The sequence below is a fragment of the Methylocystis sp. S23 genome (assembly GCF_054106005.1).
On the sequence record NZ_CM134185.1, the window covers coordinates 740,038 to 757,491 of the forward strand.

Below are 17,454 nucleotides of genomic sequence, written 5' to 3' on the forward strand. Positions count from 1 at the left end.
GCATGAGGAGCTTCTTCTTGCTGCGTCAATCACTTAGGCCTCGTCCTGAGGAGGAGCGAAGCTCGCGTCTCGAAGGGCGAGGCCGCCCTCGGAGGCTTGTCAGCTAACTGAGCGCGGCGGAGCCGGCCTTCTTCCGATTATCAGTGACCGAGGGTCTTGTCTATCGCCGCCGTCACATCGTCGATGGGCAGCATGCCGTCGACCTTTTTCAGCTCGCCCCGCTCGGCGTAATGCGCCGAGACCGGCGCGGTCTGCTTGCGATAGGCGTCGAGGCGCGTCTTGAAGCTCTCCGGATTATCGTCCGCGCGCACTTCCTTGCCGGCGGCCTTGGTCTCCTCGACGCGCTTGCGCATTCGGTCGACAAGCGCATTCTCATCCACGACCAGCTCCAGCACGGCGTCAAGCTTGAGGCCCTTCCGGTCGAGCAGCGCCCGCAGCGCCGCCGCCTGGGCGACGGTGCGCGGGAAGCCGTCAAGGATGAAGCCGTTCGCGCAGTCGGGCGCGTCGATCCGCTGGTCGATGATGCCGATCACGACATCGTCCGGCACGAGCTGGCCGGCGTCCATGAGCGCCTTGGCCTTGAGGCCGATGGGCGTTTGGGCGGCGACGGCGGCGCGCAGCATGTCTCCGGTGGAAAGCTGGGGAACGCCGAGCTTCTCGACCAGACGTGCGGACTGCGTTCCCTTGCCGGCGCCCGGGGGGCCGAGAAGGACCAGTCTCATTTACGGCGTCCCTTGAGCTTGGTCTTGCGGATCAGCCCCTCATATTGCTGCGCCTGCATATGGCCGTGGATCTGAGCGACCGTGTCCATGGTGACGCTCACCACGATGAGCAGAGAGGTGCCGCCGAAATAGAAGGGCAGATTCGCATAGGCGATGAGCCCTTCCGGCAGCAGGCAGATAATGGCGAGATAGGCGGCGCCGAGCACCGTGATGCGCATGAGCACATCGTCGATGAACTTCGCCGTGCGCTCGCCGGGGCGGATGCCCGGGATGAAGCCGCCATGCTTCTTGAGATTGTCCGCCGTCTCCGTCGGGTTGAAGACGATGGCCGTGTAGAAGAAGGCGAAGAACACGATGAGGCCGACATAGGCCAGCATATAGAGCGGGCGGCCATGGCCGAAATAGGCGGAGATGGTCGCGAAGACGCTGTCCGAGCCCGTCGACTGGTAGAAATTCGCGACCGTCGTCGGCAGCAGCAGCAGCGAGGAGGCGAAGATCGGCGGAATGACGCCGGAAGTGTTGAGCTTCAGCGGCAGGAAGGAGGTCTGGCCCTCATAGACCCGGTTGCCGTGCTGGCGCTTGGGATAGGTGATTAGCAGGCGGCGCTGCGCGCGCTCCATGAAGACGATGAAGGCGATGACGGCGAAGGACATCGCGATCACGCCGAGGATGATGCCGGTCGAGATCGCGCCCTGGCGGCCGAGCTCCAGCGTCGAGACGATCGCCGAAGGGAAGGCGGCGACGATGCCGGCGAAGATGATCAGCGACGAGCCGTTGCCGATGCCGCGAGAGGTGATCTGCTCGCCGAGCCACATCAGGAACATGGTGCCGCCGACCAGCGTCACGACCGTCGTGATGCGGAAGAAGAGGCCAGGCTCCGTCACGACGCCCTGCTGTCCCTCGAGGCCGATCGCCATGGCGTAGGCCTGGAAGGTGGCGAGCGCGACGGTGAGATAGCGCGTATATTGATTGAGGACCTTGCGGCCCTGCTCGCCCTCCTTCTTCAGCGCCTCGAGCGTCGGGAAGACGGAGGTCAGGAGCTGAATGATGATCGAGGCCGAGATATACGGCATGATGTTGAGCGCGAAGATCGCGCGGCGCTGCACGGCGCCGCCGGCGAACATGTTGAACAGCTCCAGCATGCCCTTGGACTGACCGAAGAAGCTCTTCGCGAAGGCGTCCGGATCGATGCCCGGGAGCGGCACATAGGTGCCGAGGCGATAGACGATCAGCGCGCCCAGCGTGAACCAGATGCGTTTCTTGAGTTCCTCGGACTTGCCGAAGGCGGAGAGATTGACGTTGGCCGCGAGCTGCTCGGCTGCCGATGCCATGGAGGAACTCCCCTTTGTCGCGCCGGTTCTTTCTGCGGCGCCTTTTTGTTGGCGGGCGCGGGGAGCGGCGGCCCGCCCTTTCGCGCGCCCGGCGATTGCGTGAGGCTTCTATAAGGCAAAGCGGCCGCCCATGCGAGAGCGGCCGCCTAAAAACATTGCATCAGGCCGAGGCGCCGTCGCCCGCGAGGAGCTTCACCGAGCCGCCGGCGCCTTCGATCGCGGCGATCGCGCCCTTGGACGCCGCCGCCACCTCGAAGGCGAGCTTCGCCTTGATCTCGCCCTGGCCGAGGATCTTCACGCCGTCGCGCGGCTTGGCGACCACGCCCGCCGCGATGAGCGATTCGAGCGTGACGGGCGCCGAGGCGTCCAGCTTGCCGGCGTCGACCGCCGCCTGGATGCGGCCAATATTGACCTCGTTATAGTCGACCGAGAACGGGTTGTGGAACCCGCGCTTCGGCAGACGGCGATGCAGCGGCATCTGGCCGCCTTCGAAGCCCTTGACGGCGACGCCGGTGCGGGCCTTCTGGCCCTTCACGCCGCGCCCGCCCGTCTTGCCCTTGCCGGAGCCGATGCCGCGGCCAACGCGCATCCGGTTCTTGCTGGAGCCCGGATTGTCGGAGAGTTCGTTGAGTTTCATTGCCGCGTCCTCACTTCTCGCCGACGATTTTGACGAGATGCGCCACCTTGGCGATCATGCCGCGGACAGCCGGAGTGTCCTCCAGCTCGCGCTTGCGGCCGATGCGCGTCAGGCCGAGGCCGAGTAGGGTCCGGCGCTGTCGCTCGGGGCGGCCGATCGGGCTGCCGGTTTGCTCGACGGTGATTTTGTTCGCCATGTCAGAGCCTCCCGGTTACGCGTCGACGGCGTCGGCGTCGACGCCCTGGCGACGCGCCTGCAGCGCCGACACTTTCAGCGAGCGACGGGCCGCGACGGAGCGCGGCGAATCCTCGCGGGAAAGCGCGTCGAAGGTCGCGCGGATCATGTTGTAGGGGTTGGAAGAGCCCTGGCTCTTCGCGACGACGTCATGCATGCCGAGCGTCTCGAAGACGGCGCGCATCGGGCCGCCGGCGATGATGCCCGTGCCGGCCGGGGCGGCGCGCAGGATGACGCGGCCCGAGCCGTGACGGCCATAGACGTCGTGATGCAGCGTGCGGCCCTCGCGCAGCGGCACGCGGATCAGCGCGCGCTTGGCGGCCTCCGTCGCCTTGCGGATCGCTTCCGGCACCTCGCGCGCCTTGCCGTGGCCGTAGCCGACGCGGCCCTTCTGGTCGCCGACGACGACGAGCGCGGCGAAACCGAAGCGCCGGCCGCCCTTCACCACTTTCGCGACGCGATTAATATGGACCAGACGATCCACGAATTCGCTGTCGCGCTCTTCTCTGTCCCGATCGCGACCGCGACCGCCTTCACCTTCACGCGCCATTTCTTTTTCCGTCACTTACGCGGCGCAAGCGCCGCTCGCTTCGTTTTGCCCCCTCTCCCCGCTTGCGGGGAGAGGGCTGGGGTGAGGGGCGAGGCGACGCCCCGCACGCTGCAACACCCGCCGCTCCGCCTTTTGCCGGCAATCGACAATCGGCTTTGCCCCTCACCCTAACCCTCTCCCCGCAAGCGGGGCGAGGGGATGAGCGGGCGAATCTCTTAGAACTCCAGCCCGCCTTCGCGCGCCCCGTCGGCCAGCGCCTTGACGCGGCCGTGATACATATAGGCGCCGCGGTCGAACACGACCTGCGTCACGCCCTTCTCGGCGGCGCGCTCGGCGATGAGCTTGCCGACGACCTTCGCGGCTTCGACATTCGCGCCCGTCTTCAGCGACTCGCGATTCGCCTTCTCGATGGAGGAAGCGGATGCGATGGTCTGACCCTTTTCGTCGTCGATGATCTGGGCGTAGATCTGCTTCGACGAGCGGAACACGGAGAGACGCGGGCGGCCATAGGCGCGCTCGCGGATCGCCTTGCGGACACGCGCCTTGCGGCGCTGTTCGATGCTGACATCCTTGGCCATGGCGGCTTACCCTTACTTCTTCTTGCCTTCCTTGCGGAAGATGAATTCATTGGCGTATTTGACGCCCTTGCCCTTATAGGGCTCGGGGCCGCGCAGAGCGCGGATCTCGGCCGCGACCTGGCCGACCTGCTGCTTGTCGATGCCGCTGATCGTGATCTCCGTCGGCTTCGGCGTCGCGATGCTGATGCCGTTGGGGATCGGATAGTTCACGTCATGCGAATAGCCGAGCGCGAGCTGGAGGACCTTGCCTTGAACGGCGGCGCGATAGCCGACGCCCGTGATTTCGAGCTTCTTCTCGAAGCCCGACGTCACGCCGATGACGAGGTTGTTGACGCGCGCGCGCGACGTGCCCCACAGCGCGCGGGCGCGCTTGGTGTCGTTGCGCGGATCGACCTTGATCGCGTTGTCCTGCTGAACGACGGAGACGTCGTCCGGCACAAGAAATTCGAGCGCGCCTTTCGCGCCCTTCACGGACACGAGCTGGCCGTCGACCTTGGCGGTGACGCCGGCCGGGACGACCACAGGCTTTTTGCCGATACGAGACATTGTTGCAAATCCTGTTCAGTCTGAACGCGGCGCAAGGTCAGAAGACCTTGCACAGCACCTCGCCGCCGACATTGTTTTCGCGAGCCGCGTGATCGGCCATGACGCCCTTGGGCGTCGACATGATCGTCACGCCGAGGCCGTTGGCCACGCGCGGAACGGCGTCGACAGCCGCATAGACGCGGCGGCCCGGACGCGAGACGCGCTCGATCTGCTTGATGACCGGCTCGCCGTCGAAATATTTCAGCTCGATCTCGAACTCGGTGCGGCCATTCCCGAAATCCGTGGTCGAATAGCCGCGGATATAGCCCTCTTCCTTCAGAACGTCGAGGACATGGGCGCGCAGCTTCGAACCCGGCGTCGACACCTTGTCCTTACGGCGCATCTGCGCATTGCGGATGCGGGTGAGGAGATCTCCCAACGGATCGTTGATCGCCATTTCAAGAGTCTCCTTACCAGCTCGACTTCACGAGGCCCGGGATCAGACCCTTGGACCCGAGCTCGCGCAGCGCGATGCGCGACATCTTCAGCTTGCGATAAAAGGCGCGCGGGCGGCCTGAAATCTCGCAGCGGTTGCGAATGCGAATCGCCGCCGAATTGCGGGGAAGCTGAGCGAGCTTCAGGCGAGCCTCGAACTGCTCCTCGATGGAGAGCGACTTGTCCGTGGCCTGGGCCTTCAGCCGCGCGCGGCGGCCGGCGTAGGTCTTGACGAGCTTCGCCTTCTTCTTGTTGTTCTCGATCGCGCTTTTCTTCGCCATCTAACTTTGCCTTTCAGTATCCGCGTTTGAGGAGCCGGCTCGACCCCCACCCCCACCCTCCCCCTTGCAGGGGGAGGGAGTAGACCCGCTGGTCGTTAGGGTTCCCTCCCCTGAAAGGGGAGGGACAGGGAGGGGTCGATCATCCGTCTCCTCACTGCCGGAACGGGAAATTGAACGCCTTGAGCAGGGCGCGCGCCTCGTCGTCGGTCCTGGCCGTGGTGCAGACGATCACGTCCATGCCCACGATCGACTCCGCCTTGTCGTAATCGATCTCGGGGAACACGATGTGCTCCTTGATGCCGAGCGCGTAATTGCCGCGGCCGTCGAAGGACTTCGGATTGAGGCCGCGGAAGTCGCGCACGCGCGGCAGGGCCACGGTGATCAGTCGATCGAGGAACTCGTACATCCGGGTCTTGCGCAGCGTCACCTTCGCGCCGATCGGCATGTTCTCGCGAACCTTGAAGGTCGAAATCGCCTTGCGGGCGCGCGTCACGACCGGCTTCTGTCCCGCGATGAGGCTGAGATCGCCGGCGGCCGACGTCACCTTCTTGGTGTCGTTGACGGCTTCGCCGACGCCCATGTTCAGCACGATCTTCTCGATCGTCGGCACTTCGAGCGGGTTCTTGTAGCCGAACTGCTCGATGAGCTGCTGACGCACGACCTCGTCATAATGCTTCTTCATGCGCGGCGTATAGCCCGCAATGCTGGCCTGAGCGACCGCGGCGGTCGCCGGGGCTTCCTTCGCCTTGGGGGCCTTGGCCTTGGCTTTCTTTTCCTCAGCCATCGATCAATTCTCCGGAACGCTTGGCGACGCGGACCTTGCGGCCGTCGTCGAGAATCTTGAAGCCGACGCGGGTCGCCTGACCGTCCTTCGGATCGGCGATCGCGATGTTGGACAGGTCGATCGGCGCCGCCTTGTTGACGATGCCGGCCTCGCGGTCCTTGGTCTGCCGCTGATGGCGCTTCACCATGTTGACGCCGTTGACGATGGCGCGGCCCTCGTCCGGGATCACGCGCAGCACTTCGCCGGTCTTGCCCTTGTCACGGCCGGCGAGAACGACGACCTTGTCGCCCTTCTTGATCTTGGCGGCCATTACAGCACCTCCGGCGCGAGCGAGATGATCTTCATGTGGTTCTTGGCGCGCAGCTCGCGCGGCACCGGTCCGAAGATGCGGGTGCCGATCGGCTCCTGCTGGTTGTTGATCAGCACCGCGGCGTTGGAGTCGAAACGGATCACGGAGCCGTCCGAACGCTTGATGTCCTTCGAGGTGCGCACGACGACGGCCTTCAGCACGTCGCCCTTCTTCACGCGGCCGCGCGGAATCGCTTCCTTGATCGAGACGACGATGATGTCGCCGACGCCGGCATATTTGCGCTTCGAGCCGCCCAGCACCTTGATGCACATCACGCGGCGGGCGCCAGAATTGTCGGCGACGTCGAGATTAGTTTGCATCTGAATCATGGCTTACCCGCCTTTCACTCCGGTCTGGTTTCGGCCGCGCAGAATCGCGACGGCCGACTTCGTCCGGAAAACCTCATTTCCAATTCCAGCGCGCTTCCCCATCGCATGCGCCATGCGATCGAGAAGCGCGCTGATTTTTCAGGGCTTAAGCGGTCAACGCCCGGGTCCTTGACCCTTTTGTGAACCGGCTCAAGCGGGGTATTTACGCGTTCGCGGCGTTTTCCACAACCCGCCAACGCTTCAATTTCGAGATCGGCGCAGTTTCCTCGATGAAGACCGTGTCGCCGACCTTGAATGCGCCGTTCTCGTCATGCGCGTGATAATGCTTGGTGCGGCGGACCGTCTTCTGGAACAGCGGATGGGTGAAACGGCGCTCGACCTTCACCACCACGGTCTTGTTCTGCTTGTCGGAGACGACGACGCCCTGGAGAATTCGCTTCGGCATGGCGCTTTAACCTTGTTTCTCGTTGCGCTTCTGCGCGGCGATGGTCTTGGCCCGGGCGATGTCGCGGCGAATGACGCGCACGCGGGCGGTGTTCTCGAGCTGGCCGGTCGCCCGCTGAAAGCGCAGATTGAACTGCTCCTTCTTGAGCTTCAGCACTTCGTCGTTGAGCTGGTCGTCGGTCATCGCCTTGATGTCGGAGAGGCGCTGCTTGGCTTTCATGTCGTCCTCCTGCTACTCGGCGATGCGTTCGATGAAACGGGTCTTGATCGGCAGCTTGGCCGCTGCGAGGGTCAGGGCCTCGCGCGCCAGCGGCGCCGGGACGCCGTCGACCTCGAACATGATGCGGCCGGGCGCCACGCGCACCGCCCACAATTCCGGCGCGCCCTTGCCCTTGCCCATGCGGACTTCGGTCGGCTTCTTGGAGACCGGCACGTCCGGGAAAATGCGGATCCAGACGCGGCCGGCGCGCTTCATGTGGCGCGTCATGGCGCGGCGGGCCGCCTCGATCTGGCGCGCGGTGATGCGCTCGGGCTCGAGCGCCTTCAGGCCGAACTGACCGAAGTTCAGCGAGAAGCCGCCTTTCGAGGCGCCGTGAATGCGGCCCTTGAAGGCCTTGCGGAACTTGGTGCGCTTGGGTGACAGCATGATCGGTGCTCTTAATCTCTTGCCTGTTGCGCCTTACGCCGCGTCGCCGCGGGGTTCGCGCGGCTCGCGGCGACGGCGGTCGCGATCGCCGCGCTCGCGGTCACGCTCATGGTGATCGCCGCCGGCGGAGGCCGCCTCGGCCGCGCGGCGCTCCTGCGCCATCGGATCGTGCTCGAGGATCTCGCCCTTGAAGATCCACACCTTGATGCCGCAGGCGCCATAGGCGGTGTGCGCGGTCGCCGTGCCGTAATCCACGTCGGCGCGCAGCGTATGCAGCGGCACGCGGCCCTCGCGATACCATTCCAGGCGGGCGATTTCGGCGCCGCCGAGACGGCCCGAGCAGTTGATGCGGATGCCCTGCGCGCCGAGGCGGATCGCCGACTGAACGGCGCGCTTCATGGCGCGACGGAAGGCCACGCGGCGCTCGAGCTGCTGGGCGATCGACTCGGCGACGAGCGCGGCTTCCGTCTCCGGCTTGCGCACTTCGACGATGTTGATCACGACCTCGCTGCCCGTCAGCCTGGCAACGAGCTTGCGGATCTTGTCGATGTCCGCGCCCTTCTTGCCGATCACGACGCCCGGGCGGGCCGAGTGAATGGTGACGCGGCACTTCTTGTGCGGGCGCTCGATGACGATCTTGGAGACGGCGGCCTGCTTCAGCGTCTTCGACACCGCCTCGCGGATCGCCATGTCCTCGTGCAGGAGCTTGGCGTATTCGCCCTTGCCCGCGAACCAGCGCGAGTCCCAGGTGCGGTTGACGCCGAGGCGCAGCCCGATCGGATTGACCTTCTGACCCATGGTTCTGATCCTTTAGGCGTTCGCTTGCGCTGCGACTTCGCGCACGATGATCGTGAGATTCGAGAAAGGCTTCTCGATCCGGCTCGCGCGGCCGCGAGCGCGGGCGTGGAAGCGCTTCATGACCAGCGCCTTGCCGACGAAGGCCTGGGCGACGATCAGGTCGTCGACGTCGAGGCCGTGATTGTTCTCGGCGTTGGCGATGGCGCTTTCCAGCGTCTTCTTCACTTCATGCGCGATGCGCTTGCGGGAAAACTCCAGATCGGCGAGCGCGCGGTCGACCTTCTTGCCGCGGATGAGCTGGGCGAGAAGATTGAGCTTCTGGGGCGAGACGCGGATCATCCGCGCGACGGCCTTGGCTTCGTTCTCCGCGAGCCGGGGCGGATTGGCCTCTTTCGACATTGCTTAGCCCCTCTTCGCCTTCTTGTCCGCCGCGTGACCGTGGAAGGTGCGCGTCGGAGCGAATTCGCCGAATTTGTGCCCGATCATGTCTTCGCTGACATTCACCGGGATGTGCTTCTGGCCATTGTGGACGCCGAAGGTCAATCCGACGAATTGCGGCAGGATCGTGGAGCGGCGGCTCCAGATCTTGATGACCTCGGAGCGGCCGGAAGCGCGCGAGGTCTCCGCCTTCTTCAGCAGATAGCCGTCGACGAACGGGCCTTTCCAAATCGAGCGAGCCATGGATCAGCCCTTCTTCTTGCGATTGTGCCGCGAGGACACAATGAAACGGTCGGTGGACTTGTTGGAGCGGGTCTTCTTGCCCTTGGTCGGCTTGCCCCACGGGGTCACCGGGTGACGGCCGCCCGAGGTGCGGCCTTCGCCGCCGCCATGCGGATGGTCGATCGGGTTCATGGTGACGCCGCGATTATGCGGGCGGCGGCCGAGCCAGCGCGAGCGGCCGGCCTTGCCGATCGAGGTATTCATGTGATCCGGGTTCGACACCGCGCCGATCGTGGCGAAGCACTGGCCATGGACCAGGCGCTGTTCGCCGGAGTTCAGACGGAGAATGACATAGCCCTGATCGCGGCCGACGATCTGCGCATAGGTGCCGGCCGAACGGGCGATCGAGCCGCCCTTGCCGATCTTCGTCTCGATATTGTGGACGATCGTGCCGACCGGAATATTGGCGATCGGCATGGCGTTGCCCGGCTTCACGTCGACCTGATTGCCCGACACCACTTCGTCGCCTGCCGCAAGGCGCTGCGGCGCGAGGATATAAGCGAGCGTGTCGTCCGCATAGCGGATCAGCGCGATGAAGGCCGTGCGGTTCGGGTCATATTCCAGACGCTCGACCTTGCCGACGACGTCGAGCTTGCGACGCTTGAAGTCGACCAGCCGATAGGCCTGCTTGTGGCCGCCGCCGCGGAAGCGCACGGTGACGCGGCCGTTATTGTTGCGGCCGCCCTTCGAGGTCTTGCCCTCGGTGAGGGTCTTGACCGGCTTGCCCTTATAGAGGTCGCGACGGTCGACGATGACGAGCTGGCGAAGGCTCGGCGTGACCGGCTTGAATGTCTTCAGCGCCATTTTTCTGTCCCCACGCCTTCTCTTACAATCCGGTCGTCACGTCGATCTTGTGGCCTTCGGCGAGCGTGACGACGGCCTTCTTGACGTCGCTCTGCTGGCCGCGCACGCCGCGGAACGCCTTCACCTTGCCCTTGCGGACCAGGGTGTTCACGGACTCGACCTTCACGTCGAAGAGACCCTCGACCGCCGCCTTGATCTGCGGCTTGGTCGCGGTCTTCGCGACCTTGAAGACCACCTTGTTGTTCTCGGAAGCGAGCGTCGCCTTCTCGGTGATGATTGGGGCGACGATCACGTCGTAATGGCGGACGTCCTTGCTCATTTCAGGCGCGCCTCCAGCGCGTCCACGGCGGCGCGGGTCAAAACCAGCTTCTCGCGGCGGATGATGTCGTAAACATTGACGCCCTCGACCGGCAGCACGTCGATCTGCGGGATGTTGCGCGCGGCGAGCGCGAAGTTCTTTTCCGGCGCGGCGCCGTCGATGATCAGCGCGCTGACCAGGCCCGATTTGGCGAAGCCGCCCGCAAGGATCTTCGTCTTGGGCTCGGCGAGCTCGGCCTTGTCCCAGACGATGATGCCGCCATCCTTGGCCTTCGCAGACAGAGCGTGCTTCAGAGCGAGCGCGCGGACCTTCTTCGTCAGGTCATGCTCATGGCTGCGGACCTGCGGACCGAAGGCGCGGCCGCCGCCGCGAAACTGCGGCACGCGGGCGGAGCCGTGGCGGGCGCCGCCAGTGCCCTTCTGCTTGTACATCTTCTTGCCGGTGCGGGCGATGTCCGCGCGGTTCTTCACCGCATGGGTGCCGGCGCGGCGCTTGGCGAGTTGCCAGCGGATCATCCGGTGGATGAGATCCGCGCGCGGCTCGAGGCCGAACACCTCGTCGGAAAGTTCGATCGAACCGGCCGCCTGACCGTCGAACGACGTGACGTCGATCTTCACGGCTCAGTCCTCCTTCGTTTCTTCTTGCGCGGGAGCGGCGTCCGTCTCGGCGAGACGGAACTTGCCCGGCTGCGGCGCGTCCTTGGGGAGCGCGCGCTTGACGGCGTCACGCACGTAAATCCAGCCGCCGGCGGTGCCGGGAACGGCGCCTTCGACGAGCAGCAGGCCGCGCTCGACGTCGGTCTGCACGACGCGCAGATTCTGCGTGGTCACGCGGTCGACGCCCATATGGCCGGCCATCTTCTTGTTCTTGAAGGTCTTGCCCGGGTCCTGGCGGCCGCCGGTCGAACCATGCGAACGATGCGAGATCGAAACGCCATGCGAGGCGCGCAAGCCCCCGAAGCCCCAGCGCTTCATCGGACCGGCGAAGCCCTTGCCGGTCGTCGTGCCGGTGACGTCGACATATTGGCCGACGACGAAGTGGTCGGCCGTGATCTCGGCGCCGACGGGCAGCAGCGCATCCTCGTTCACGCGGAACTCGGCGAGCTTTATCTTCGGCTCCACCTTGGCCGCGGCGAAGCGCGTGCGCTCGGCCTTGGAGACATTCTTCACCTTGGCGCGGCCGATGCCGAGCTGAACGGCGGTGTAGCCGTTCTTTTCCTTGGTGCGCTGAGCGACGACCTGACAGCCGTCCAGCTTGAGCACCGTGACCGGCACATGCTCGCCCGCCTCTGTGAAGATGCGGGTCATTCCGACCTTTTGCGCGATGACGCCCGACCGCATGTTCGATATTCCTTCGCGAAGCGGCTGCCTCTTAACGGGCGCCGCCCAATCCGTTCTTAGAGCTTGATCTCGACGTCGACGCCCGCGGCGAGATCGAGCTTCATCAGCGCGTCCACCGTCTGCGGAGTGGGATCGACGATGTCGAGAACGCGCTTATGCGTCCTGATCTCGAACTGCTCGCGCGACTTCTTGTCGATGTGCGGCGAACGGTTCACCGTGAACTTCTCGATCTTGGTCGGCAGCGGGATCGGGCCACGAACCTGAGCGCCGGTGCGCTTCGCCGTGGAGACGATTTCCTTCGTCGACGTGTCGAGAATCCGGTGATCGAACGCCTTCAAGCGAATCCGGATGTTTTGACCGTTCATTGTCTCGTCCTTTGGGACCGCGCGCTTCCCTGAGCCCGCTTTCATGCGCCGCGCGCTCTTCCGCGCGCGGCCGTTTTCACAAGAGCGAGCCGAAAGACCCGCGGTCCAGATCCGCTTCTTACTCGATGATGCTGGCGACGACGCCGGCGCCGACGGTGCGGCCGCCCTCGCGGATGGCGAAGCGCAGCTTCTCCTCCATCGCCACCGGCACGATCAGGTTCACTTCCATCGTCACATTGTCGCCCGGCATCACCATTTCGACGCCCTCGGGCAGCGTCACGATGCCCGTCACGTCCGTCGTGCGGAAATAGAACTGCGGACGATAGTTCGTGAAGAACGGCGTGTGGCGGCCGCCCTCCTCCTTCGTCAGGATATAGGCCTCGGCCTTGAACTTGGTGTGCGGCTTCACCGAGCCCGGCTTGCACAGAACCTGCCCGCGCTCCACTTCCTCGCGCTTCGTGCCGCGCAGCAGACAGCCCACATTGTCGCCCGCCTCGCCCTGATCCAGAAGCTTGCGGAACATCTCGACGCCCGTCACCGTCGTCTTCGTCGTCGGACGGATGCCGACGATCTCGACTTCCTCGCCCACCTTGATCACGCCGCGCTCGATGCGGCCCGTCACCACCGTGCCGCGGCCCGAAATCGAGAACACGTCCTCCACCGGCATCAGGAAGGGCTGGTCCTTCGGACGCTCCGGCTGCGGAATATAGCGATCGACTTCCGCCATCAGCTTCAGGATCGCGTCATGGCCGATCTCGGGGTTCTTGTTCTCCAGCGCGCACAGCGCCGAGCCCTTCACGATCGGAATGTCGTCGCCGGGGAAGTCGTATTTCGACAAAAGCTCGCGCACTTCGAGCTCGACGAGCTCCAACAGCTCCGGATCGTCGACCATGTCGACCTTGTTGAGGAACACCACCAGCGCCGGCACGCCGACCTGGCGCGCGAGCAGAATGTGCTCGCGCGTCTGCGGCATCGGGCCGTCGGCCGCCGAAACCACCAGGATCGCGCCGTCCATCTGCGCCGCGCCGGTGATCATGTTCTTCACATAGTCGGCGTGGCCGGGGCAGTCCACATGCGCGTAATGGCGGTCCTGCGTCTCATATTCGACATGCGCCGTCGAAATGGTGATGCCGCGCGCCTTCTCCTCCGGCGCCTTGTCGATCTGGTCGTACGCCGTGAACGTCGCCCCGCCCGTCTCCGCAAGAACCTTGGTGATCGCCGCCGTCAAAGACGTCTTGCCATGGTCGACGTGCCCAATCGTCCCAATGTTGCAATGCGGCTTCGTGCGAGAGAATTTTTCCTTGGCCATTGCCGTTCTCCTTCAGAGAGTTCCTGTTTGCCCTAGCGGTCGAACGATCAGGCGTATTTCGCCTGCACCTTCTTCGACTCGGCCTCGGGCACCTGTTCGTAGTGGTCGAAGAGCATCGTATAGCTGGCGCGGCCCTGCGTGCCGGAGCGCAGATTGTTCACATAGCCGAACATATTGGCCAGCGGCACCATGGCGTTGATCACCACGGCGTTGGCGCGCATGTCCTGGCCCTGAATCTGGCCGCGGCGCGAGTTCAGATCGCCGATGACGGTGCCGGTATATTCCTCCGGCGTCACCACCTCGACCTTCATGATCGGCTCAAGCAGGACCGAGCCGCCCTTGGTCAGCGCCTCGCGGGTCGCCGCGCGGGTCGCGATTTCGAAGGCCAGCACCGACGAGTCGACGTCGTGGAAGGCGCCGTCGATGAGCGTCGCCTTGAGGTCGACGACCGGGAAGCCCGCGAGGACGCCCGAGGTCATCACCGAATCGATGCCTTTCTGAACGCCGGGGACATATTCCTTCGGCACGGCGCCGCCGACGATCTGGCTCTCGAACTGATTGCCCGCGCCCGGCTCGTTCGGCTCGAAGATGATCTTCACGCGCGCGAACTGGCCGGTGCCGCCGGTCTGCTTCTTGTGCGTGTAGTCAATCTCGATGCGCTTGCCGAGACGCTCGCGATAAGCGACCTGCGGCGCGCCGATATTGGCGTCGACCTTATAGGTGCGCTTGAGGATGTCGACCTTGATGTCGAGATGCAGCTCGCCCATGCCCTTGAGGATGGTCTGGCCGCTCTCCTGGTCGGTCGTCACGCGGAAGGACGGATCCTCCGCGGCGAGCTTCTGCAGCGCGACGCCGAGCTTCTCCTGGTCCGCCTTGGACTTCGGCTCGATCGCGATCTCGATGACCGGATCGGGGAACTCCATGCGCTCCAGAATGACGGGCTTCTGCTGGTCGCAGAGCGTGTCGCCGGTGCGAGTCTCCTTGAGGCCGGCGAGCGCGACGATGTCGCCCGCATAGGCTTCCTTAATGTCCTCGCGGTTGTTGGCGTGCATCAGCAGCATACGGCCGATGCGCTCCTTCTTGTCCTTCGTGGAGTTCAGAACGGTCGTGCCCGACTCGATCTTGCCCGAATAGACGCGCGCGAAGGTGATGGTGCCGACGAAGGGGTCGTCCATGATCTTGAAGGCGAGCATGGAGAAGGGCTCGGCGTCGGAGGGGTTGCGCACCATCTCCTCGCCCGTATCCATATCCACGCCCTTGATCGCCTCGCGATCGACCGGCGAGGGCAGCAGATCGACGACGGCGTCGAGCAGCGGCTGCACGCCCTTGTTCTTGAAGGCCGAGCCGCAGAACACCGGATGGAAGGCGATCTTGCGGACCGCCGTGCGGACGAGATTCTTCAGCGTCTGCTCGTCCGGCTCCTGACCGTCGAGATAGGCGGCCATGACGTCGTCGTCCATCTCGACCGCCGCCTCGATGAGGGCGGTGCGATATTCCTTGGCCTTGTCCAGCAGGTCCGCCGGAATCTCTTCGTCGTGATATTTCGCGCCGAGACCCTCGTCTTCCCAGACGACGGCCTTCATGCGGACGAGGTCGATCACGCCCTTGAAGTTGTTCTCCGCGCCGATGGGGAGCTGCATGCAGACCGGACGGCCGCCGACGCGCGTCGAGATATCCGAGACGCAGCGGAAGAAGTCCGCGCCGATCTTGTCCATCTTGTTGACGAAGACGATGCGCGGAACATTGTATTTATCAGCCTGGCGCCAGACGGTTTCCGTCTGCGGCTCGACGCCCTGATTGCCGTCGAGAACGCAGACCGCGCCGTCGAGCACGCGCAGCGAACGCTCGACCTCAATGGTGAAGTCGACATGGCCGGGCGTGTCGATGATGTTCAGGCGCTTGCCGTTCCAGAACGTCGTCGTCGCGGCGGAGGTGATCGTGATGCCGCGCTCCTGCTCCTGCTCCATCCAGTCCATCGTCGCGGCGCCTTCATGCACCTCGCCGATCTTGTGGCTCTTGCCGGAGTAATAGAGGATGCGCTCCGTCGTCGTCGTCTTGCCGGCGTCAATATGCGCCATGATGCCGAAGTTGCGGTAGTCCTCGATCGGATGCGAGCGGGCCATGTGAATGTCCTCGATGAGAGCTTCGGCTGCGCGTTACCAGCGGTAATGCGAGAAGGCGCGATTGGCTTCCGCCATGCGATGCGTGTCTTCGCGCTTCTTCACGGCGGCGCCGCGATTGTTGGACGCGTCCAACAATTCGGCCGAGAGACGATCGACCATGGTCTTGTCGTTGCGGGCGCGGGCCGCGGTGATGATCCAGCGGATCGCCAGCGCCTGACGGCGCTCGTTGCGCACCTCGACCGGCACCTGATAGGTGGCGCCGCCGACGCGGCGGGAGCGCACCTCGATCGCCGGCGCGACATTGTCCAGCGCCTGCTTGAAGACGGCGAGCGGATCGCTCTTGGCCTTCGCCTCGACCTGGTCGAGCGCGCCATAGACGATCGCTTCCGCGACCGACTTCTTGCCGTCGTACATGATGGAGTTCATGAACTTCGCGAGAACGATGTCGCCAAACTTGGCGTCCTCGATAACCTCGCGCTTCTCCGCCCGGTGACGTCGCGACATGAGCTAATCTCTCTTTTTCCTCGTCATGGCCGGGCTCGTCCCGGCCATCCGCTGGCAGTGTTTGCGATCCACGGGCCGAACCCGGGGATGATCGCCGCTAGGCGGCGATCACTTCGGACGCTTCGCGCCGTATTTCGAACGGCGCTGCTTGCGATCCTTGACGCCCTGCGTGTCGAGCACGCCGCGCAGAATGTGATAGCGAACGCCCGGAAGATCCTTCACGCGGCCGCCGCGGATCATCACCACGGAGTGCTCCTGAAGGTTGTGGCCTTCGCCCGGAATGTAGCCGATCACCTCGAAGCCATTGGTCAGGCGCACCTTGGCGACCTTACGAAGGGCCGAGTTCGGCTTCTTCGGCGTCGTCGTATAGACGCGCGTGCACACGCCGCGCTTCTGCGGGCAGGCGCCAAGATGGCGGGCCTTCTCGCGATACGTCTTCGGGTGACGCGGCTTGCGGATCAACTGGCTGATCGTCGGCATCAAAAAGTCCTTCGCTTCGCTTTTAGACGCGAATGGCGGATGTTCGGGGTAACCCGCACGCGCATCGTCAAAGACGCGCAAACGAGCGAAGCGCCGATGGCCGCAAGGCCAAGGCGCTCCTGACGCAGAGGACCCCGGATCGCCCGGGATCGTGCCTTCCTGTCCGTCGCCGCGAAGCGACGTATGATTACCAAACCTACTTGGCGGTCACAGGCAAGGCGACAGCGTATAAGTTCGAAGGATCGAGAGCTCGGCGCTCATCGACGGCGTGAACTTACGGCCTGTCGAAAGTGGGCGGAACCTAATCGCGGCTTTCCGGCGCGTCAAGCGAAGATTCGCTCACATGACGCTAATTTTTGGCGCCGAGAGACCTTTCCGGCGCCGATGCGAAGCGGCCCGGCGCGAGCGCGACGGAAGGCCGCATTTCAAAGCGTCGCCGCGACAGCGCGCGCGGTATAGTGTCGGTCGCCGGCGCCGGAAGACGCCGCATTGAGAAGAGAAACAAGGGTTCGGAGATCGGTATGAGCCATGTCGCGCATGAGCTGCACGAGGAATTCCCGGAACACGCCGAGGCGATTCACAATCTGAAGGCCGGCAACGCCCACTTCGCGCGCATCGCCGAAGAATATCATACGCTGAACCGCACGATTCATCGCATGGAGGCCAATGTCGAGCCGGCGGACGACGCGACGATCGAGGACCTCAAGAAGAAGCGTCTGACGCTCAAGGACGAGATCGCGGGCTTCCTCGCGACGGTCTGAGGCGCTTCGCCGGCTGGATCGCTTCG

At 64.5% G+C, this 17,454-nt stretch carries 28 protein-coding genes; 1 reads left to right on the forward strand and 27 read right to left on the reverse strand.

Features of this window, described 5'->3' with window-relative positions:
• Positions 1 to 140: 140 nt before the first annotated feature.
• The 27 genes from ACV7JP_RS03735 to rpsL all read right to left on the reverse strand — a co-directional run bounded on the left by ACV7JP_RS03735 (position 141) and on the right by rpsL (position 16,667).
• Complete coding sequence (locus tag ACV7JP_RS03735) at positions 141 to 722, reverse strand: adenylate kinase (protein ID WP_457797912.1); 582 nt, start codon at positions 720 to 722, stop codon at positions 141 to 143.
• Positions 719 to 2,053, reverse strand: coding sequence for a preprotein translocase subunit SecY (gene secY, locus ACV7JP_RS03740; protein ID WP_457797913.1), 1,335 nt, complete (start codon positions 2,051 to 2,053; stop codon positions 719 to 721). Before secY ends, ACV7JP_RS03735 begins: the two co-directional genes overlap by 4 nt.
• Before the next feature lie 160 nt (positions 2,054 to 2,213).
• Positions 2,214 to 2,690, reverse strand: a complete 477-nt coding sequence (gene rplO, locus ACV7JP_RS03745) for a 50S ribosomal protein L15 (protein WP_457797914.1) — start codon at positions 2,688 to 2,690, stop codon at positions 2,214 to 2,216.
• Positions 2,691 to 2,700: 10 nt separating this feature from the next.
• Complete coding sequence (gene rpmD / locus ACV7JP_RS03750; protein ID WP_016917731.1) at positions 2,701 to 2,886, reverse strand: 50S ribosomal protein L30; 186 nt, start codon at positions 2,884 to 2,886, stop codon at positions 2,701 to 2,703.
• Positions 2,887 to 2,901: 15 nt separating this feature from the next.
• A complete protein-coding gene (rpsE, locus tag ACV7JP_RS03755; protein ID WP_457797915.1) occupies positions 2,902 to 3,474 on the reverse strand; it encodes a 30S ribosomal protein S5 in 573 nt (190 codons plus the stop codon).
• Positions 3,475 to 3,689: 215 nt separating this feature from the next.
• Entirely contained in the window at positions 3,690 to 4,052 is a 363-nt protein-coding gene (gene rplR, locus ACV7JP_RS03760) for a 50S ribosomal protein L18 (RefSeq protein WP_457797916.1), read from the reverse strand.
• 12 nt (positions 4,053 to 4,064) lie between these two features.
• Complete coding sequence (rplF, locus tag ACV7JP_RS03765) at positions 4,065 to 4,598, reverse strand: 50S ribosomal protein L6 (RefSeq protein ID WP_457797917.1); 534 nt, start codon at positions 4,596 to 4,598, stop codon at positions 4,065 to 4,067.
• 37 nt (positions 4,599 to 4,635) lie between these two features.
• Positions 4,636 to 5,034, reverse strand: a complete 399-nt coding sequence (gene rpsH, locus ACV7JP_RS03770) for a 30S ribosomal protein S8 (protein ID WP_457797918.1) — start codon at positions 5,032 to 5,034, stop codon at positions 4,636 to 4,638.
• A gap of 13 nt (positions 5,035 to 5,047) precedes the next feature.
• Positions 5,048 to 5,353 carry a 30S ribosomal protein S14 gene (gene rpsN / locus ACV7JP_RS03775; RefSeq protein ID WP_457797919.1) on the reverse strand — a complete coding sequence of 102 codons (306 nt, stop codon included), beginning with the start codon at positions 5,351 to 5,353 and terminating at the stop codon, positions 5,048 to 5,050.
• A gap of 151 nt (positions 5,354 to 5,504) precedes the next feature.
• Positions 5,505 to 6,137: a 50S ribosomal protein L5 gene (gene rplE, locus ACV7JP_RS03780; protein ID WP_457797920.1), complete on the reverse strand. Its 633-nt coding sequence runs from the start codon at positions 6,135 to 6,137 to the stop codon at positions 5,505 to 5,507.
• Complete coding sequence (gene rplX, locus ACV7JP_RS03785; protein ID WP_457797921.1) at positions 6,130 to 6,447, reverse strand: 50S ribosomal protein L24; 318 nt, start codon at positions 6,445 to 6,447, stop codon at positions 6,130 to 6,132. Before rplX ends, rplE begins: the two co-directional genes overlap by 8 nt.
• A complete protein-coding gene (rplN, locus tag ACV7JP_RS03790; RefSeq protein ID WP_016917723.1) occupies positions 6,447 to 6,815 on the reverse strand; it encodes a 50S ribosomal protein L14 in 369 nt (122 codons plus the stop codon). The genes rplX and rplN overlap by 1 nt, the downstream gene beginning before the upstream one ends.
• Before the next feature lie 202 nt (positions 6,816 to 7,017).
• Entirely contained in the window at positions 7,018 to 7,260 is a 243-nt protein-coding gene (gene rpsQ, locus ACV7JP_RS03795) for a 30S ribosomal protein S17 (RefSeq protein ID WP_016917721.1), read from the reverse strand.
• A gap of 6 nt (positions 7,261 to 7,266) precedes the next feature.
• Positions 7,267 to 7,479, reverse strand: a complete 213-nt coding sequence (gene rpmC, locus ACV7JP_RS03800) for a 50S ribosomal protein L29 (RefSeq protein ID WP_457797922.1) — start codon at positions 7,477 to 7,479, stop codon at positions 7,267 to 7,269.
• Between the two features lie 12 nt (positions 7,480 to 7,491).
• A complete protein-coding gene (gene rplP / locus ACV7JP_RS03805; protein WP_016917719.1) occupies positions 7,492 to 7,905 on the reverse strand; it encodes a 50S ribosomal protein L16 in 414 nt (137 codons plus the stop codon).
• A gap of 33 nt (positions 7,906 to 7,938) precedes the next feature.
• On the reverse strand, positions 7,939 to 8,703 hold the full coding sequence (gene rpsC, locus ACV7JP_RS03810; RefSeq protein WP_457797923.1) for a 30S ribosomal protein S3: 765 nt from the start codon (positions 8,701 to 8,703) through the stop codon (positions 7,939 to 7,941).
• Positions 8,704 to 8,715: 12 nt separating this feature from the next.
• On the reverse strand, positions 8,716 to 9,102 hold the full coding sequence (gene rplV / locus ACV7JP_RS03815) for a 50S ribosomal protein L22 (RefSeq protein WP_457797924.1): 387 nt from the start codon (positions 9,100 to 9,102) through the stop codon (positions 8,716 to 8,718).
• 3 nt (positions 9,103 to 9,105) lie between these two features.
• Entirely contained in the window at positions 9,106 to 9,384 is a 279-nt protein-coding gene (gene rpsS / locus ACV7JP_RS03820; protein ID WP_016917716.1) for a 30S ribosomal protein S19, read from the reverse strand.
• Positions 9,385 to 9,387: 3 nt separating this feature from the next.
• The gene (gene rplB / locus ACV7JP_RS03825; protein WP_457797925.1) at positions 9,388 to 10,227 is read right to left on the reverse strand and encodes a 50S ribosomal protein L2; all 840 of its coding nucleotides are present in this window, start codon (positions 10,225 to 10,227) and stop codon (positions 9,388 to 9,390) included.
• A gap of 22 nt (positions 10,228 to 10,249) precedes the next feature.
• Positions 10,250 to 10,546, reverse strand: coding sequence for a 50S ribosomal protein L23 (locus ACV7JP_RS03830; RefSeq protein WP_457797926.1), 297 nt, complete (start codon positions 10,544 to 10,546; stop codon positions 10,250 to 10,252).
• Positions 10,543 to 11,163, reverse strand: coding sequence for a 50S ribosomal protein L4 (rplD, locus tag ACV7JP_RS03835; RefSeq protein WP_457797927.1), 621 nt, complete (start codon positions 11,161 to 11,163; stop codon positions 10,543 to 10,545). The genes ACV7JP_RS03830 and rplD overlap by 4 nt, the downstream gene beginning before the upstream one ends.
• A 3-nt stretch (positions 11,164 to 11,166) precedes the next feature.
• Positions 11,167 to 11,886: a 50S ribosomal protein L3 gene (gene rplC / locus ACV7JP_RS03840; protein ID WP_457797928.1), complete on the reverse strand. Its 720-nt coding sequence runs from the start codon at positions 11,884 to 11,886 to the stop codon at positions 11,167 to 11,169.
• Positions 11,887 to 11,942: 56 nt separating this feature from the next.
• The gene (gene rpsJ / locus ACV7JP_RS03845) at positions 11,943 to 12,251 is read right to left on the reverse strand and encodes a 30S ribosomal protein S10 (RefSeq protein WP_003613511.1); all 309 of its coding nucleotides are present in this window, start codon (positions 12,249 to 12,251) and stop codon (positions 11,943 to 11,945) included.
• 118 nt (positions 12,252 to 12,369) lie between these two features.
• Positions 12,370 to 13,560, reverse strand: coding sequence for an elongation factor Tu (gene tuf / locus ACV7JP_RS03850; RefSeq protein WP_457796767.1), 1,191 nt, complete (start codon positions 13,558 to 13,560; stop codon positions 12,370 to 12,372).
• A 47-nt stretch (positions 13,561 to 13,607) separates the two neighbouring features.
• Positions 13,608 to 15,683, reverse strand: a complete 2,076-nt coding sequence (gene fusA / locus ACV7JP_RS03855; RefSeq protein WP_457797929.1) for an elongation factor G — start codon at positions 15,681 to 15,683, stop codon at positions 13,608 to 13,610.
• Between the two features lie 33 nt (positions 15,684 to 15,716).
• Positions 15,717 to 16,187, reverse strand: coding sequence for a 30S ribosomal protein S7 (gene rpsG, locus ACV7JP_RS03860; protein ID WP_165056196.1), 471 nt, complete (start codon positions 16,185 to 16,187; stop codon positions 15,717 to 15,719).
• Positions 16,188 to 16,295: 108 nt separating this feature from the next.
• Entirely contained in the window at positions 16,296 to 16,667 is a 372-nt protein-coding gene (gene rpsL / locus ACV7JP_RS03865) for a 30S ribosomal protein S12 (protein WP_026015930.1), read from the reverse strand.
• Between the two features lie 521 nt (positions 16,668 to 17,188).
• Between rpsL and ACV7JP_RS03870 the strand changes: the two genes are divergently transcribed.
• Positions 17,189 to 17,428 carry a YdcH family protein gene (locus tag ACV7JP_RS03870; protein ID WP_457797930.1) on the forward strand — a complete coding sequence of 80 codons (240 nt, stop codon included), beginning with the start codon at positions 17,189 to 17,191 and terminating at the stop codon, positions 17,426 to 17,428.
• Positions 17,429 to 17,454 lie beyond the last annotated feature (26 nt).

Bases quoted from the DNA above. Each gene is read 5' to 3' on its own strand.
- rplB (WP_457797925.1), bottom strand. From the start codon at position 10,227: ATGGCGCTGAAGACATTCAAGCCGGTCACGCCGAGCCTTCGCCAGCTC.
- rplX (WP_457797921.1), bottom strand. From the start codon at position 6,447: ATGGCCGCCAAGATCAAGAAGGGCGACAAGGTCGTCGTTCTCGCCGGC.
- rpsS (WP_016917716.1), bottom strand. From the start codon at position 9,384: ATGGCTCGCTCGATTTGGAAAGGCCCGTTCGTCGACGGCTATCTGCTG.
- fusA (WP_457797929.1), bottom strand. From the start codon at position 15,683: ATGGCCCGCTCGCATCCGATCGAGGACTACCGCAACTTCGGCATCATG.
- rplN (WP_016917723.1), bottom strand. From the start codon at position 6,815: ATGATTCAGATGCAAACTAATCTCGACGTCGCCGACAATTCTGGCGCC.
- secY (WP_457797913.1), bottom strand. From the start codon at position 2,053: ATGGCATCGGCAGCCGAGCAGCTCGCGGCCAACGTCAATCTCTCCGCC.
- rplR (WP_457797916.1), bottom strand. From the start codon at position 4,052: ATGGCCAAGGATGTCAGCATCGAACAGCGCCGCAAGGCGCGTGTCCGC.
- rplC (WP_457797928.1), bottom strand. From the start codon at position 11,886: ATGCGGTCGGGCGTCATCGCGCAAAAGGTCGGAATGACCCGCATCTTC.
- rpsE (WP_457797915.1), bottom strand. From the start codon at position 3,474: ATGGCGCGTGAAGGTGAAGGCGGTCGCGGTCGCGATCGGGACAGAGAA.
- rplO (WP_457797914.1), bottom strand. From the start codon at position 2,690: ATGAAACTCAACGAACTCTCCGACAATCCGGGCTCCAGCAAGAACCGG.
- rpsC (WP_457797923.1), bottom strand. From the start codon at position 8,703: ATGGGTCAGAAGGTCAATCCGATCGGGCTGCGCCTCGGCGTCAACCGC.
- rplE (WP_457797920.1), bottom strand. From the start codon at position 6,137: ATGGCTGAGGAAAAGAAAGCCAAGGCCAAGGCCCCCAAGGCGAAGGAA.
- rplV (WP_457797924.1), bottom strand. From the start codon at position 9,102: ATGTCGAAAGAGGCCAATCCGCCCCGGCTCGCGGAGAACGAAGCCAAG.
- rpsL (WP_026015930.1), bottom strand. From the start codon at position 16,667: ATGCCGACGATCAGCCAGTTGATCCGCAAGCCGCGTCACCCGAAGACG.
- tuf (WP_457796767.1), bottom strand. From the start codon at position 13,560: ATGGCCAAGGAAAAATTCTCTCGCACGAAGCCGCATTGCAACATTGGG.
- rpsJ (WP_003613511.1), bottom strand. From the start codon at position 12,251: ATGAACGGTCAAAACATCCGGATTCGCTTGAAGGCGTTCGATCACCGG.
- rpsQ (WP_016917721.1), bottom strand. From the start codon at position 7,260: ATGCCGAAGCGAATTCTCCAGGGCGTCGTCGTCTCCGACAAGCAGAAC.
- rpsG (WP_165056196.1), bottom strand. From the start codon at position 16,187: ATGTCGCGACGTCACCGGGCGGAGAAGCGCGAGGTTATCGAGGACGCC.
- ACV7JP_RS03735 (WP_457797912.1), bottom strand. From the start codon at position 722: ATGAGACTGGTCCTTCTCGGCCCCCCGGGCGCCGGCAAGGGAACGCAG.
- rpsN (WP_457797919.1), bottom strand. From the start codon at position 5,353: ATGGCGAAGAAAAGCGCGATCGAGAACAACAAGAAGAAGGCGAAGCTC.
- rplP (WP_016917719.1), bottom strand. From the start codon at position 7,905: ATGCTGTCACCCAAGCGCACCAAGTTCCGCAAGGCCTTCAAGGGCCGC.
- rpmD (WP_016917731.1), bottom strand. From the start codon at position 2,886: ATGGCGAACAAAATCACCGTCGAGCAAACCGGCAGCCCGATCGGCCGC.
- ACV7JP_RS03870 (WP_457797930.1), top strand. From the start codon at position 17,189: ATGAGCCATGTCGCGCATGAGCTGCACGAGGAATTCCCGGAACACGCC.
- rplF (WP_457797917.1), bottom strand. From the start codon at position 4,598: ATGTCTCGTATCGGCAAAAAGCCTGTGGTCGTCCCGGCCGGCGTCACC.
- rpsH (WP_457797918.1), bottom strand. From the start codon at position 5,034: ATGGCGATCAACGATCCGTTGGGAGATCTCCTCACCCGCATCCGCAAT.
- rpmC (WP_457797922.1), bottom strand. From the start codon at position 7,479: ATGAAAGCCAAGCAGCGCCTCTCCGACATCAAGGCGATGACCGACGAC.
- ACV7JP_RS03830 (WP_457797926.1), bottom strand. From the start codon at position 10,546: ATGAGCAAGGACGTCCGCCATTACGACGTGATCGTCGCCCCAATCATC.